This window comes from Mycolicibacterium pyrenivorans (genome assembly GCF_025821625.1).
Classification (GTDB): domain Bacteria; phylum Actinomycetota; class Actinomycetes; order Mycobacteriales; family Mycobacteriaceae; genus Mycobacterium; species Mycobacterium pyrenivorans.
In genome coordinates, this window is sequence record NZ_JACKSH010000187.1 from 14203 (window position 1) to 28819 (window position 14617).

At 65.9% G+C, this 14617-nt stretch carries 13 protein-coding genes; 1 reads left to right on the forward strand and 12 read right to left on the reverse strand.

Annotated features, from left to right (window positions below; all coding sequences use genetic code 11):
• Positions 1-9: 9 nt before the first annotated feature.
• The 3 genes from H7I57_RS21530 to H7I57_RS21540 are packed head-to-tail and all read right to left on the reverse strand — an operon-like array spanning position 10 to position 2813.
• Complete coding sequence (locus H7I57_RS21530) at positions 10-783, reverse strand: HAD-IIA family hydrolase (protein WP_264025920.1); 774 nt, start codon at positions 781-783, stop codon at positions 10-12.
• Between the two features lie 38 nt (positions 784-821).
• Complete coding sequence (locus tag H7I57_RS21535) at positions 822-1994, reverse strand: cytochrome P450 (protein ID WP_372510319.1); 1173 nt, start codon at positions 1992-1994, stop codon at positions 822-824.
• A gap of 30 nt (positions 1995-2024) precedes the next feature.
• On the reverse strand, positions 2025-2813 hold the full coding sequence (locus H7I57_RS21540; RefSeq protein WP_264025921.1) for a spirocyclase AveC family protein: 789 nt from the start codon (positions 2811-2813) through the stop codon (positions 2025-2027).
• A gap of 209 nt (positions 2814-3022) precedes the next feature.
• Between H7I57_RS21540 and H7I57_RS21545 the strand changes: the two genes are divergently transcribed.
• Entirely contained in the window at positions 3023-3682 is a 660-nt protein-coding gene (locus H7I57_RS21545; RefSeq protein ID WP_264025922.1) for a TetR/AcrR family transcriptional regulator, read from the forward strand.
• 3 nt (positions 3683-3685) lie between these two features.
• On the opposite strand, the gene H7I57_RS21550 is transcribed toward H7I57_RS21545, so the two are convergent.
• The 9 genes from H7I57_RS21550 to H7I57_RS21590 all read right to left on the reverse strand — a co-directional run bounded on the left by H7I57_RS21550 (position 3686) and on the right by H7I57_RS21590 (position 14615).
• Positions 3686-4564 carry a mycofactocin-coupled SDR family oxidoreductase gene (locus H7I57_RS21550; protein ID WP_264025923.1) on the reverse strand — a complete coding sequence of 293 codons (879 nt, stop codon included), beginning with the start codon at positions 4562-4564 and terminating at the stop codon, positions 3686-3688.
• Entirely contained in the window at positions 4561-5841 is a 1281-nt protein-coding gene (locus tag H7I57_RS21555; RefSeq protein WP_264025924.1) for a cytochrome P450, read from the reverse strand. The genes H7I57_RS21550 and H7I57_RS21555 overlap by 4 nt, the downstream gene beginning before the upstream one ends.
• A gap of 3 nt (positions 5842-5844) precedes the next feature.
• Positions 5845-7065, reverse strand: coding sequence for a cytochrome P450 (locus H7I57_RS21560; RefSeq protein WP_264025926.1), 1221 nt, complete (start codon positions 7063-7065; stop codon positions 5845-5847).
• Between the two features lie 26 nt (positions 7066-7091).
• The gene (locus tag H7I57_RS21565; protein WP_264025928.1) at positions 7092-8576 is read right to left on the reverse strand and encodes an aldehyde dehydrogenase family protein; all 1485 of its coding nucleotides are present in this window, start codon (positions 8574-8576) and stop codon (positions 7092-7094) included.
• Positions 8569-9633, reverse strand: a complete 1065-nt coding sequence (locus H7I57_RS21570; protein WP_372510316.1) for an SDR family NAD(P)-dependent oxidoreductase — start codon at positions 9631-9633, stop codon at positions 8569-8571. The genes H7I57_RS21565 and H7I57_RS21570 overlap by 8 nt, the downstream gene beginning before the upstream one ends.
• Positions 9626-10759: a spirocyclase AveC family protein gene (locus H7I57_RS21575; RefSeq protein ID WP_264025930.1), complete on the reverse strand. Its 1134-nt coding sequence runs from the start codon at positions 10757-10759 to the stop codon at positions 9626-9628. The genes H7I57_RS21570 and H7I57_RS21575 overlap by 8 nt, the downstream gene beginning before the upstream one ends.
• Positions 10760-10786: 27 nt before the next feature.
• Positions 10787-11902 (reverse strand): ABC transporter substrate-binding protein, encoded by a 1116-nt coding sequence (locus H7I57_RS21580; protein WP_264025931.1) that lies wholly within the window; start codon positions 11900-11902, stop codon positions 10787-10789.
• 89 nt (positions 11903-11991) lie between these two features.
• A complete protein-coding gene (locus H7I57_RS21585) occupies positions 11992-12852 on the reverse strand; it encodes a CbbQ/NirQ/NorQ/GpvN family protein (RefSeq protein WP_264025932.1) in 861 nt (286 codons plus the stop codon).
• Complete coding sequence (locus H7I57_RS21590; protein ID WP_264025933.1) at positions 12849-14615, reverse strand: nitric oxide reductase activation protein NorD; 1767 nt, start codon at positions 14613-14615, stop codon at positions 12849-12851. The genes H7I57_RS21585 and H7I57_RS21590 overlap by 4 nt, the downstream gene beginning before the upstream one ends.
• Between the last annotated feature and the right edge of the window lie 2 nt (positions 14616-14617).

Sequence of the window (14617 nt, forward strand, 5' to 3'; positions counted from 1 at the left end):
AGCGGCGCGCTAGACCAACTCGATCGCCTCGGCGATCGACGGCAACACGCGGCTCGGCCGGAAGGGGTACCGCTCCACCTCTTCGACCGAGGTCGACCCCGTCAGCACGAGAATGGTTTCCAGTCCCGCTTCGATGCCCGCCACGATGTCGGTGTCCATCCGGTCACCGACCATCACGGTGCTCTCGGAATGCGCCTCGATCCGGTTCATCGCACTGCGGAACATCATCGGGTTGGGTTTGCCGACGAAGTACGGCTCCCGGCCGGTCGCCTTGGTGATCATCGCCGCGACGGATCCGGTGGCCGGCAACGGCCCCTCGGCGGAAGGTCCGGTGACATCGGGATTCGTTGCGATGAAGCGGGCGCCGCCGAGGATCAGGCGGACGGCCTTGGTGATCGCCTCGAACGAATACGTGCGGGTCTCGCCGAGCACGACGAAGTCCGGTGCGACGTCGGTGAGCGTGTACCCGGCCTCATGCAGCGCTGTGGTCAGGCCCGCCTCGCCGATAACGTACGCCGACCCGCCGGGTAGCTGGTCGGCGAGGAAGGCCGCGGTCGCCAGCGCGGACGTCCAGATCGACGCCTCCGGCACTATGAGCCCCGAACGTGCGAGCCGGGCCGCCAGATCGCGTGGCGTGAAGATGGAGTTGTTGGTCAGCACAAGAAATGGTCGAGCACGGTCGCTCAATGTTTGCAGGAATTCGGCGGCGCCGGGCAGCGCGTGTTCCTCACGGACGATAACCCCGTCCATGTCGGTGAGCCAGCACTGCGGTGTGGAGCGCACGACTCCAGTCTGTCAGCCGTGGCAAGTACCGACCGCGATCACCCCGTCCTGACCGGCAACCGTGCCCAGCCCCGCACGCTGGACGTCCGCGCCCTGCTTGCATTGCCGTAGTCGACGTCCCAGTCGGTCCACCGTTTGAGCACTTCCTCGAAGGCCACCCGGGCCTCCAGCCGGGCCAGCGCGGAGCCGAGGCAGAAGTGCAGGCCCTGCCCGAAGCTCAGGTGCCCCCCGGTGCGGTGGATGTCGAAGCGGTCCGGGTCACTGAACCTTGCGTCGTCGCGGTTCGCCGAACCGTTGAGCAGCAACATGTATGAGCCCTCCGTGACGGTGTGGCCGTACAGTTCGACATCGCGTGCCACATAGCGCGCCTGTACCGGTGATGGCGGCTCGAACCGCAGAGATTCCTCGATCGCCGACGGGATCAGTGCCGGATCGGCGACGAGTTCGCGGCGCTGATCGGGGTGTTCGCCGAGCAACTGCCCCATGAACCCGATCAGACGGGCCGTGGTCTCGCCTCCGGCGCCGGCGATCATCGCCGTATAGGCGAGCACCTCAGTCCGTTCCAGCTTCCGCCGTGTCCCGTCGGGTTCGTCCACCTCGGCATTGAGCAGTTCGGTCATCAGGTCGTCGGACGGGTGTGTCGCCCGCCATTCGATGTACTCGGCGAACAGCGCCAGCGACTCCGCGAAGACCGTCGCGCTGACATCAACTTTCGCGCCTGCGACCGCGATGCTCTTGTCCGTGCGGTCGCGGATCTGCTTCTGCCCGTCCTCGGGGATGCCGAGCAGGTAGCCGATCGTCTGCATCGGCATGATCGCACCGAGGTCGACGACGAAGTCGAACCCGTCCCGATCGACCAGCGGATCCAGTGCGCGCGCGCAGAATCCGCGCACCAGGTCCTCGACAGCGAGCATTCGGCGCGGGGTGAAGACCCGCGACAGCAGGCGCCGGTGCAGGTCGTGCAGGGGCGGATCCTCGAACAACAGGATTCCCGGCGGCACCTCGATACCGCTGAACAGGATGTCGGCGGTGGTGCCCCTGCCGGACCGGTAGGTCTGCCAGTCCGGCAGCGCCTCGACGACATCGTCGTAGCGGCTGAGCGCGTAGAACCCGTACTTGTCGTTGTAGTACAGCGGCGCCTCCTCCCGCATCCGGCGCCACACCGGATACGGGTCGTCGTCGATGGCATGGTCGAACGGGTCGTAGTACAAGTCGCCGATGCTTTTCACTGACACAGTCGCCTACCTCGGTTGGTTCTCGATGCCGGGGAACAACTGCTCCGTCGGCCCCTCGGTGACATAGCCGCCGAGCTTCGTCGCCAGGTGCGGCGCGAACACTGCCAGGTACATGAGATGGCCGACCACCACCACCACCGCGATGGACAGCAGTGACGATCCGACCTTGCTCGACGACCGTTTGTCAGACCAGATCTCGATGACGTTGCGGCCCTGCTCATCTGTGCGCCCGAGCAGGTAGGTGAACACCATCATCTGCAGACCCATCGCGACCGCGTCATAGATCGGGTACTGGAACCTGCTTCCCTCGAAGATCGCCAGCCCGTCAATCACGTAGCCGTAGTAGAAGACCCCCAACCGGGGTCCGAAGAATCCGTTGAACAGTAGTGCCCAACAGAAGCCGACCAGGAATCCGACGCCCAGCAGTGTCTGCGGCCTTCGCCAGCCGAGTCGCATGACTGCCCGCCGGCCCAGCGCCGCGCCGATCACCGCGGGCAGCACGAAGTAGGAGATGTAACCAACGGGTACCGACGACGGCAGCCCGCCACCCCAGGTGAAGTTCATCGGCCACCACGACGGCATCCGCGGAAGGGCCGGCGGGAACTGGGCGAACACCGCCCAGTCATACGGCGCCTCGATCCACGAGAACGAGATCGCCGAGATGGACACCAACAGCAGCGGATGCAGGCGACCGCGCCGGATGCTCAGGTACACCCCGAACGCGAGGAACAGGATTCCGCCGACGTAGGCGAACGTCAGACCGGCGATCAACGCTGGTGTCAGCTCGGTGCTCACCGGCGCCGTCTCCTCTTCGCGCGAGCGCTCATCGATCCCGCGCTTCCGGATCGAAATAGATCACCAGACCGACGATGAGCACGGCCAGCCCGACCAGCGTGCCGACCATGATGAGCGCCCCCACACCTGCCCCTTTCCTTCACCGACAACTTTTAATAGTGCACACTATTACAACGGGCGCGGTCAAGACCCGGCTATGGTGAATGTCGGTGCCCCAGCGAAATTCGTCCAAGAAGCAGACCGCCGTCGAGGTCGCGGCGGTCCGCCGACCGCGTGGCGAGGCGCGGCGGCTGCTGCTCGACGCCGCCCGCGAACTCTTCGCCCGCAGGGACTACCGCGCCACTACGACCCGGGAGATCGCCGAGGCCGCCGGCGTCAGCGAGTACCTGCTGTTCCGCCATTTCGGCTCCAAGGCAGGCCTTTTCCGTGAGGCCCTCGTCGTGCCGTTCACAAGTTTCCTCGACGAGTTCCGCACCACCTGGCAGTCGGTCGTCCCCGAGGAGACCGACGAGCAGGAGCTCTCCCGACAGTTCGTCGGCCAGCTCTACGACGTGCTCGTCGAACACCAAGGCCTGCTGCTCACCCTGGTCGCCGCGGACGGGCTCAGCGACGACGACATCGAGGCCTCGGGCATCGCGGACATCCGGAGAGCGCTCAGCGTGCTCGGCCAGATCAGCGCCGAGGGGATGCGGCTGCGCGGAATGCGCTCGAATCAGCCTGACCTGCCCGCACACTCGACCGTCGCGATGATCGTCGGCATGGTCGCGCTGCGCTCGACGTTCTTCGGCAGCACTCCGCCGCCGCGCGAGGCCATCGTCGACGAACTCGTCCAGGCGATCCTGCACGGCTTCCTCCACCGCCCCGACTGAGCCCTAGCCCCCGGGTCCGTTGGGCCACTTGAGCAACGAGCCGGCATCGACGCGGATGTGCTGACCGGTGATGTAACGGCTGTCGTCACTGGCCAGGAACACCCCGAGGTTGGCCATGTCCTCCGGTTCGATGTACGGGATCGGCATGGCCTGGAACAGATTGAACAGCGGCTCGGCGTCTTCGCGGGTCGGCGTCTTGCCCTCGGCCTTCAGGTCGGGGCGAAACACGCCGTACATGCCCTCGTTCTGCAGCAGATGGGTGTTGCAGTTCGTCGGATGGATCGCGTTGACGCGGATCATCCGTGACGCCAGGTGAAGACACATCTCGTCGACGTACTCCATCACGATGCGCTTGCTCCACCCGTACCCGGCGCCGCCGGGGCCCATGTCCGGGCTGGTGGTGGTGCCGCGGATCATGCCCGCCGTCGACCCGGTGACGATGATCGACGCGCCGTCGGGCAGATGCGGAATTGCCACTGCCACAGTGTTCATCACGCCCACCAGGTCGACGTCGCTGGCGTCGACAAACCCCATCGGGTCCGGGTTGCCCATCGCCATCGGCAGGATGCCCGCGTTCGCGACGACGACGTCGATCTTGCCCAGGTCAGCCACCCCCGCCTCGACCGCGTCGCGCAGTTCATGGCGCTCACGAACGTCGGCGACCCTGGCCACGACCCGGCGTCCGATCTCCTTGACCGAACGCTCGGTCTCGGCCAGGTCCTCGGGAGTCGCCAACGGATAGGGGTTGGAAGGGATGTCACGGCAGATGTCGACCGCGATGATGTCAGCGCCCTCCCTGGCCATCGCGATTGCGTGGGCCCGTCCCTGCCCTCGCGCCGCTCCGGTGATGAAGGCGACCTTGCCTTCGAGTTTTCCGGTCATCGGCTCACCTTTCCGAACGTGATGTGCAGTTCGCTGAGTCCGCGCATGATGAACGTCGGCTCGTAATCGAACCGCCGGGCCCCGGCGGGCCCGTGGTGCTCCTCGGAGATCCTGATGTCCTTCATGCGATCGAGGATTCGCTCCAGCGAGATACGGCCCTCGGCGCGGGCCAGCGGTGCTCCCGGGCATGAGTGCGCTCCCCGGATGAAGGCGATCTGTTCCCGCACGTTCTGCCGGTCGGCCCGGAACTCGTTCGGACCGGCAAACTTTCGTTCGTCACGGTTGCAGGCACCGGGGAGCAGCATCACGGTAGTGCCTGCAGGTACGTCGACATCTCCGATAGTCGTCGATGTCCGCGCCATCCGGAAGTGCGACTTGACCGGGCTCTCCAGGCGCAGGGTCTCCTCGAGGAAGGCCGGGATCTTGCTGCGGTCCTCTCGGAGCATGGATTCGAACCCGGGGTTGTCTGCGATGAACCGGACCGCGGAGCTGACGAGCTTCGTCGTTGTCTCGGTTCCCGCGGCGAAGAGGAACGTCGACAGGTTCATGACGTCGTCGATGTCAGGGGTCGACCCGTCTTCATGCTTGGCCTGCGCAAGTTCGGTCAGCACGTCCTCGCGGGGCTCACGCCTGCGGTCCGCGATGTAGCCGTGGAACTTCTCGTTGAGCCATTCCAACGGATTATGCGATGTCGGCGCCTCCTTGCCCAACTCTCCGACCGTCTCCCCCGCGAACACCGCCTTGAACTCCTCATGGTCCTCTGCCGGCACGCCGAGTAGGTCGGCGATCACCAAGAGCGAGAACGGCTTTGCGTAGTCTCCGAGGAATTCGGTTCGTCCGCGGTCGATGAAGGTGTCGAGTTGTCTATCGGCCAGGCGCCACATGAACTCCTCGTTCTCCTTGAGGCGCTTCGGTGTGATCAGCCTGCTCAACAATCCCCGGGTACGGGTGTGGAGCGGCGGATCCTGTGAGGTGATGTGCTCGGCCATCGGGACCGCATCACGATGTTGTTCGATCAGTTCGGTCACGTCGTCGCTTTCCCCCGGCCCGAACGGCAGGCCGGAGAACGGTCCAGCCACCGATACGCACGACGAGAAGGCGGGGTTCTTGTAGACCGACAGCGCCTCTGCATACCCGGTGACAGCCAGCACACCGAACGGAGTCGCTTGTGTCACCGGACATTTCGATCGGAGATGGTCGAAATACGGGTAGGGGTCCGGAACCAGGGACGCGTCGGTGAAGTAGTCGACGGTCTCGTAGTTGATCTGGTCGGTCACTCACTACTCCTTGATGGCATCGAACAAAACCGGCAACGACGTCGGAGATCGGAACACCTGCCCGCGGATGTGTGGATCGTCTCCGTCGGGATCCATCCGCAGGTTCGGCAGCCGATCCAGCAGAAGCTCGACCGCCGTGCGCATTTCGAGACGCGCGAGGTGCATGCCCAGACAGACGTGCACACCGTGGCCCCAGCCGAGGCTTCCCTTGGGTGTGCGGAAGATGTTGAACTCGTCCGGGTTCTCCCAGCGATCCTCCTGCCGGTTCGTCGAGCCCAGCATCGGCAACACCGAGCACCCCGCGGGAATCTGCACTCCGCCGAGTTCGGTATCGCAGGTAGTGGTGCGGGTGATGGTCAACAGCGGCGGATTCCAGCGCACCGCCTCCTCGATGGCCTGTGGTAGCAGACTGCGGTCGGCGCGGACCGCGTTCAACTGCGTCGTATCCGTGAGCAGCGCGAAGAGCAGGTTCCCCAGCGCCCGGTAGGTCGTCTCCACGCCCGCGGGCAGCAGCAGCCGCAGGAACGAGAAGATCTCCTCGTCCGTCAGCTTCTCGCCGTCGATCTCCGCCTCTGCCAGCAGGCTGATCAGGTCCTCCTTGGGCTCGGCGCGGCGCGCCTCGAGAATCGGTGCGAAGTAGTCACACAGCGCCGCCGCAGCGGCCAAGCCCCGCTCCGGGTTCATGATCCAGCTCAGCAGCGAGATGGACCAGCGCTGGAACTGCGGGTAATCGCCCTCGGGAAGTCCCAGCAGGCCCGCGATGATTTGGCTCGGGTAGTCGAACGTGAATTCCTTGACCAGGTCGGCCTTGCCGTTCGCCGCGAACTTGTCGATCAGCTCGTTGCCGACGCGGGCGACCAGTTCGTCCTGCCAGCGCGCCAAAGACTTCTGTGAGAACGCCTTGGACACGAGGCCACGCAGCCTGCCGTGCACCGGTTCATCCATGCCGAGCATCACTCGCTCGCCGAGCACCGGCCCGAACGCGGCGATGACGCCCGACGATGAGAACGTCTCGTTGTCACGCAGCATCTGCTGGGCGTCCTCGTAGCGGTACACAATGAAAACCGGCTTGCCCTCCTCGCCCGGCATGGCGGACATGTCGATCCGTTGAATCGGTTCCTCGCGACGCAACCGGGCCAACTCGGGGTAGGGATCCCGCACATCGCCGGAGACGGCGTCATCGAAGGACCCGAAGTCCTCGAGATCGTCGAACAGTTGCTCCATGGTTGAACTCCTTCAGCCCGCCGGCACTAGACGGCGGGATAGGCGACGGACTTGACTTCGGTGTACTGATGGAATCCCTCGAGACCGTTCTGACGCCCGACACCGCTGTCCTTGTAGCCACCGAACGGCGTGTCTGCCCCGTAACCCGCGGTGCCGTTGAGTCCGATGAACCCGGCGCGCAGTCGGCGCGCGACGGCCAGCGAACGCTCCAGCGAACTCGACATCACGTTGCCGGCCAGCCCGTACACGCTGTCGTTGGCGATCCTGATCGCGTCCTCTTCGTCGTCGTAGGGAATCACCGCGAGCACGGGACCGAAGATCTCCTCCTGGGCGATGGTCATCGAGTTCTCGACATCGGTGAAAAGCGTTGGGTTGACCCAGAACCCCTTGTCGAACTGCTTCGGCGCCTCCGTGGTGCCCACCAGCAGGGTGGCGCCCTCGTCGACGCCCTTGTTGATGTAGCCGAGAATGCGCGACTGCTGCTTCGCCGAGATGACCGGACCGCAGATGGTGCCGGGGTCCTGAGGGTCACCGGCGGGGATGTTCTCGTAGAGACCCTGCAGGATCGCCACGCCCTCGTCGTATCGGGAGCGGGGCAACAACATCCTCGTCGGGGCGGCACAGCCCTGCCCTGCGTGCATCAACGGGCCGATGCCGAGGAGGCATGCGGTGTTGAAATCCGCGTCCTCCAGCACGATGGTCGCCGACTTTCCGCCCAACTCGAGGAACAGCCGCTTCATGGTCGCGGCGCCCTTCTCCATGATCCGTTTACCGACCGCGGTCGATCCTGTGAACGAGATCATGTCGACCTTGGGCGAGATCGTCAGCTCTTCGCCGACGAAGTGGTCGGATGCCGTCACCACATTCACCACCCCCGCAGGGATATCCGTCTTCTCGGCGATGAGCCTGCCGAGCCGGGTGGCGTTGAACGGTGTGTCCGGCGCGGGCTTGAGTACCACGGTGTTTCCGGTCGCCAGGGCCTGCCCCAGCTTGTTGATGGCGACCTCGAACGGGAAGTTCCACGGTGTGATGGCGCCGACCACGCCGACGGGCTCATGCCACACCTTCCGCGTGGTGTTCACCCCGGTGACGGACACGACCGTGTCGCCGAGATCCGTCTCCCAGGCGAAGGTGTCGATCAGTCTGGCCGGGTATCGCAGCCCGTCTTCGAGCGGTGCATCCAACTGCGGGCCGTGGGTGACCGCGCGGGGGGCACCCACCTCCCGGATCAGCTCCTCACGCAACTCCTCCACTTCGCCGACGATCGCCTCATGAAGCTGTTCGAGACAGCGCTTGCGGAGTTGACGATTGGTCGGCCAGTCGGTGTCGTCGAACGACCGGCGAGCGGCGTCGATCGCCCGGTTCATGTCGGCCTTGGACGCGTCGGCCACCTCGCCGAGCACGTCCTCGTTCGCAGGGTTGATGTTGGTGAACGTCCCCGCTTCACCGTCGACGAGCTTGCCGTCGATCAACATCCTCGACTCGAATGTGGGGTCTGCCGTTTCAGGCATTGCGCTCACTTCCCTGATTCCCGGCCTGTTTCGCGGCCGCCCGGCGCATCGCGACCTCGGCGAGACGTTGCATGACCGGCTGCGGAAGGACCTTCGCCGCGAGCACCATTGCTCTCTGTGCAGCGGTCAGGGGGTACGCACCACCGCGCATCGAGCCATGGCGGGGTATGCCCATCACGATCCGCGACATGTGATGCATAGCGGATGACGGAAGAACTCTGTTGGACGCCAACAGCATCGACGCATCGGGGCCGACGCCGCGGCGGCGGAACGCTCCGCTGTCGTCCAGTGCCTTCAGCAGACCGGGGGTGAACTTCTCCGGCGGCCTGGCGAAACTCACCGCGAACCGCCCCCGGGTGTTCATGCTCTGGTGGAGTCTGGCGTATGGACCCTCGAAGTTCCGGTCGTCGGTGGTGCCTGCGTCGGTGATGATGTCGGTGTCATAGGTTCCGGTGACCAGAATGGTGACGCCGAGCCCGAACGGCGCGATCTCACCGGCCATCGACTCGCCCCACCGCTCCAGCGCGCCTTTGGCCGCGGAATACGGTGCGATGCCGGGCTGTCCGCGAACACCGCCCGCACTGGAGACGAGCACGATGCGCCCCCGCCCCGCGGCGCGCATGAACGGCAACAACGCCTTGGTGAGTGCGACCGGCCCCATGACATGGGTGGCGAACATGTTCTGCCACATCTCCATGTCGGCTTCCTCCACCATTCCGGCGGCGGAGATTCCGGCGTTGTGGACGATGGCATACGGTGCGCCGACGGCCTCCTCGATCGATTTGGCCGCGGCCGCGATCGACGCGGCGTCCATCAGGTCCAGTTGGGCCCCGATCAGCCTGTCGTCGCCCTCGCCGGCGCCGGTCGCCTCCCGCAGCCGAGGCATCCCCACGTCCGGGGTGCGCATCGCAGCGACCACGCGCCACCCCTCGCGATAAAGGCGCACGGACGACGCGAACCCGAGCCCGCGGGATGCACCGGTGATCACGACAACACGCTCATCGCCAGTCCGATGCTCTTCGCGCGAGCGCTCATCGCCGGTCCGATGCTCAGTCACTCTGGCCCTCAGTCGCACACCGCATGCTCTTAGAACCCAGTTCGACGTCAGGCCGGCCATCGGGAAGGTTGTACTGCCACGTGGACCACTTCCCCACCGAGTAGGGGCCTTCGGCGCCGTTCTCCTCGTAATAACCCTGCGGGTCGAAGACCTTCGCCTCGGGGAACGGCCACGGACAGGCGACCGAGGTGGCCAGCCCGCTGGCCTTGATCGCCCAGAACCAGCCGCCGTAGGCGAAGTACGACACGTTGATGATCGCGAACATCACCAGGAACGTGCCGAGCACCGGCTTGGACGGGAACAGCTTGGCCTTCGCGGCGAGCTTCTCCGCCACCGACTTCCCCGTGTCGTCGCGGTAGACGAGGATCGCCGCCGGGATCATCACGAACGTCACCGACAGCGACTCCCACAGCAGGGGAAACTGGAAGGTGGTGCCTGGGAACAGCGTGCCGAACGGGATCGCCTGCGAGTAGATGTACAGCCCCGTGCGGACCAGGCTCACCTCCAGCATGGCATCGAAGATGAAGCCGATCACCAGGACCAGTCCGCCCAGGGTGAGCAGTGGATGCCTGCTGACGAACGCCTCCGGACCGCGCTTGGCCTGCATTTTGCGCAGAATCCAGATCGCCGGGAAGTACGGGCCGAAGTAGAACGTCACGTATCCGAACACGATGAAGGGTTCGACGGTCGGCGACATCATGATCAGGGGCCAGGATTCCGGCCAGTGCAACAGGATCGGGTTGTACACCGCGTACGGCGACCAGTTCATGATCGGGTCCTGCCACACGATCAGCGTCGTCACCAGAACCATCAACAGGATCGGGCTGCCGGGGTTCTTCCGCCAACCCCGGATGAAGACGATGGTCAGCACCACGACCATGAGCAGGGCACCGATTTGCGGAATGACCTGGTAATGATCGAATCCCGTCAGGAACTCAACCGGACGCGGCCGGCCCTCGACATTCGGGTTCGCCACGCGCGGGTCGACGTCGAGCCGCATGACCACGAGGAACAACCCCAGGAAGCCGAGCCACGACAGCAGGGCGATGACTCGTCCCCAGTTCGGACCCTTGCCCTTCGGTACCTCCCCTCGAGTATCCGGAGGCAACGACTCCTGCAGGCTCATATCGCTCCTCGCGTCCGCGGTGTCATGTCATTCCTCCCCGAATCGGTCGACCAGGTGCGAGTTGACGCCGTCGGCGTCGAGCGTTCGAGCGACGAGGTACCCGGAACCCATCCACGCGCGCCGCGTCCATTTGCCCAGGGACACCCGGGTTCCCGGGGCCCCCGAGGCGGCGGGCAGCATCTTGACCCGTTCCAGCGCCTCCTTGACCCCGCGCGGGCTCAGCGGGTGGGCGTCAGTGAAGGCCCGCGCCAGCGTGGCGGCAACGTCGCGGTTCACCACCGTCACGCAGAACTCGGGACGACTGCCGTCGTACTTTGCGGCGTACTGATCCAGGAAGCTCTGCCCGATCGGGTTTCCCTCGTCATACTGATCGACCCCGACCCAGCCCATGAACGCGTTCCACATGATCGGGTTGACCCACGCGTTCTGGAACGCCGTGGTGGTGAAACGCGGAGGATCCCAACCGAGGGCCTCCAGCGCGGGATTGATGAAGACGATCCCGAATCCGAAGCCCAGGTGCACGATCGCCTCGGCCTTCGCCTCGTGCAGGGTCTGCACGGCCGCGTTGATGTCCTGTGCGGTCTGTGCGATCTCGACTTCCGCGACGATCCGAATGCCTTTGCGGCGGCATGCGCTTCGCAGGTTCTTCAGGTAGCTCTCGCCGATGAGGCTCTGCTCGGCCAGCACGCCGATCTCGGTGAGCCCGCGCTTCGCGACGAGGTCCGCCAGGAAGATCGGCTCATCGGTCATCGAGCCCTGGGGGAACGCGAAGGTCCACTCGCCCAGCCAGTCGTCGGTTCCGGTGACGCTGATGGCGGGCACCTTGAATCGCTCCTCGATCGCCTCGCGCACCGGCACGCAGTTGTCGGTGATGTTCGGACCGAAAACGACCAGACAGCCCTCGTCGACGAGTTCGCCGTAGGCATCGATGACCGCTTTGACCGAACCCTTGGGCAGGCCCTCCACCTCGCGGTAGATCATCTGCACCGGTCGGTCCAGCAGGCCCTGCTCGACGGCCTCGGAGAAGACGAGGTCGAACGTCTGGGTGAAAGAGGCGAACAACTCCTCCGGAAAACCCGGCGGCAACGTGAAGTCCATCAGGTAGCCGACCTTGATGGGCTCCGCGGTGCTCTCGTAGGACATCTGACCTCCTCGGCAGACGTGCTCCCTCTCAGGGATTGGCTGTTGCGACCTAATATTTGTTCTGACCCTAGCGGCGCCGCCGTGCAGGGTCAATCACCGGCCCCCGGGTGGCCGAGGTAGACGTCGATCATCTCGGTGAGGCCTCGGGTCACCGTGGCGTCGTCGGTGAGCGGGCCCGCGATCGCCGCCCGGGCGGCCTCGCCGATCGTGAGGCCTTCGACGGTCAACCTGCCTGCCGCGATGAGCACGCGCGTGGAGGCGACCTCCCGCAGTCCACCGGTCTCCAGCCGGCGGATCGCCTGGCCGAAGTGAACCAGCGCGGCAGCTGTGGCAGGGTCGACCCCGGCTTCGTGCGCGACGATCGATTCCTCCAAGTCGGGTGCGGGAAAGCCGAACTCGATGGCGACCATGCGCTGTCGGGTGGAGTCCTTGAGGTCCTTCAGCACACTCTGATAACCGGGGTTGTACGACACCACCAAGCCGAACCCGGGTGCCGCGTCGAGGGTCACGCCGAGGCGTTCGATCGGCAGCTGCCGCCGGTAGTCGGCCAACGGGTGCAGTACCACGGTCGTGTCCTGCCGGGCCTCGACCACCTCATCGAGATAGCAGATCGCGCCCTCGCGCACCGCACGGGTCAGTGGCCCGTCCACCCACACCGTCTCGTCACCGCGCAGCAGGTACCTGCCGACGAGGTCCGCGGTGGTGAGATCGTCGTGGCAGGCAACGGTGATCAGGGGACGCCCAAGTTCGTGCGCCATCGCCTCGACGAAGCGCGTCTTACCGCACCCGGTGGGACCCTTCAGCACTACCGAGAGACCCTGCCGATAGGCCGCCCTGAAGACCGCCTCCTCGTTCCCCACCGGCGCGTAGTACGGACGCGCGGCCTCCTGGCGAGGCTTCGCGCCGTTCTGGTAGGCGAGTCCGGGTGCCAACTGCTTCTCGCCGGTCATCGCTTCCCTTCCTCAGTCCCGCCTCGTTGCGGTGCGTAAACCCTATCCGGAACAGATATTTGTTTCAACTCTCCTGAGGCGGTCCGCCGCCGGACCTCTGCGGCACGTAGGGCGGACCGGAAGAGCGGGCCGATCACACCGGCCAGCTGCTCGGGGCGGCCGACCATCGCGTGCGCCGCACTGCCGAACACTGCGCGCAGGGACGCGGCGTCGGTGGAGGCCCCCACCGTCAAGCAGACGCACCCTGTCCCCCGGCGGCGCGCCTCGGTCAGAGCGCGACGCGAATCTGCGGCGCCGTAGGCACGTTCGTAGCCGTGGTCGTAGGCCAGGCCGTCGGAGACCACGACCAGCAGCCGCCGCGAGGTTCCTCCGCGGGCCTCCAGCACCGCCGACCCGTGGCGGATGGCCGCTCCCAGCCGTGAATACGCGCCAGGCTCAAGGCTGTTCAGCCTCTTGCTGACCCTTGCGTCCAGGTGGTCATCGAACCGCTTGACGGGCACCATCGTGATGTCCTTGCGCCCGTGCGAGAAGTAGGCGTACAGCGCGACCCGGTCACCGAGATCGTGCAACGCGACGGCGAGGTTGGCCACGGCCTCGCGTTGCTGCTGGTGCACCGTGCGGCCGAGGGATCCCGGCTCTGCCGTGGACCCGGAGACATCGAGCAACAACAGCACCGAGAGATCACGGCGTCTGCGCAGGCTGTCGAGATAGACAGCCTCGTCCGGCACCGAACCCGCCCTCACCTCGACCCGTGCCTCGATGGCGGCGTCGATGTCGATGTCGTCGCCCTGCGACTGACGGTGCCGCCGATGCAGACCCATCCCGAGCCGGGCCAGCGGTCGGCGCACTCCGATGGCGCTGTCGATGGCCTGTGCGGCCGACGCTTTCACCGTCGGCTCGACCTCGCGCACCGTGCACCATGCCGGCCGGTACCGTTTCCGCTGCGCGTCCCACTCCGGGTAGGTGAAGCCGACGGCATCGATGTCCGGGCCCTCTTCTGACGACGCGGAGGCCAACGACGACACCGCGTTGACGCCGCGCTTGGCCGAGTTGATGCGATGTGTCTGCGAATCGGCACCCGGCGGTCCCCCGCCGCTGCCCGTCTTGCGGGCCGAGGACAGCATCTTCTTCAGCCACTTCCCGATGAAGCCGCCGCCGCCGACAGGGCTGCTGAACAGGTCGGGATCATCGGTGTCGTCGACCTCGCCGTCATCGAGTTCCTCGAGCTCCTGCGCGGCGTTCTGGCGACGCGGGGCATGCCCGGGCGTCTCGTGGTCGACGTGCTGGGCTGCGCGGATGCTCGCGACCAACACCTTCTTCGGCTTGATGACACCGAAGACCTCGGGTGGCTCCGCGAGTTGATCCTTTCCCTGCGCGATCGACAGTGACGTTGCCGCCGATTCGCTCCGACACCCCACGCTTCGGTCGGCGAGCGCGCCGAGGACACCCGGCAACAGGGCGTCGTTGGCCATCAGCGCGCGGTGCCCCTCGACGGCCAGGTAGCGCTTCGCCAGCCGGGGGTGACGCGTCATGGCCTCGACGAGGTCAGGCGCGAGGCTGCCGGCGGCGATCAGCGAAGCATGAACCGCGACTGCCTTCAGCGTTCCGCGGGTGCCCGCAGAGAGATCGATGAAGACGGTCTTGCCGTCGGTCCATGACCGCTCGCCGGGGTCGCCGGGAGCCACTGCCATCTCGCGGCCTGCCAGCGCGGACGCCAGCATCTCGAGACCGCGAAACCGGCCGGGATCTGCGTCGTCGACCATCG

Coding starts and splice junctions, on each gene's coding strand:
- H7I57_RS21550 (WP_264025923.1), bottom strand. CDS start 4,564: ATGACCGGAAAACTCGAAGGCAAGGTCGCCTTCATCACCGGAGCGGCG.
- H7I57_RS21560 (WP_264025926.1), bottom strand. CDS start 7,065: ATGGAGCAACTGTTCGACGATCTCGAGGACTTCGGGTCCTTCGATGAC.
- H7I57_RS21565 (WP_264025928.1), bottom strand. CDS start 8,576: ATGCCTGAAACGGCAGACCCCACATTCGAGTCGAGGATGTTGATCGAC.
- H7I57_RS21575 (WP_264025930.1), bottom strand. CDS start 10,759: ATGAGCCTGCAGGAGTCGTTGCCTCCGGATACTCGAGGGGAGGTACCG.
- H7I57_RS21580 (WP_264025931.1), bottom strand. CDS start 11,902: ATGTCCTACGAGAGCACCGCGGAGCCCATCAAGGTCGGCTACCTGATG.
- H7I57_RS21585 (WP_264025932.1), bottom strand. CDS start 12,852: ATGACCGGCGAGAAGCAGTTGGCACCCGGACTCGCCTACCAGAACGGC.
- H7I57_RS21590 (WP_264025933.1), bottom strand. CDS start 14,615: ATGGTCGACGACGCAGATCCCGGCCGGTTTCGCGGTCTCGAGATGCTG.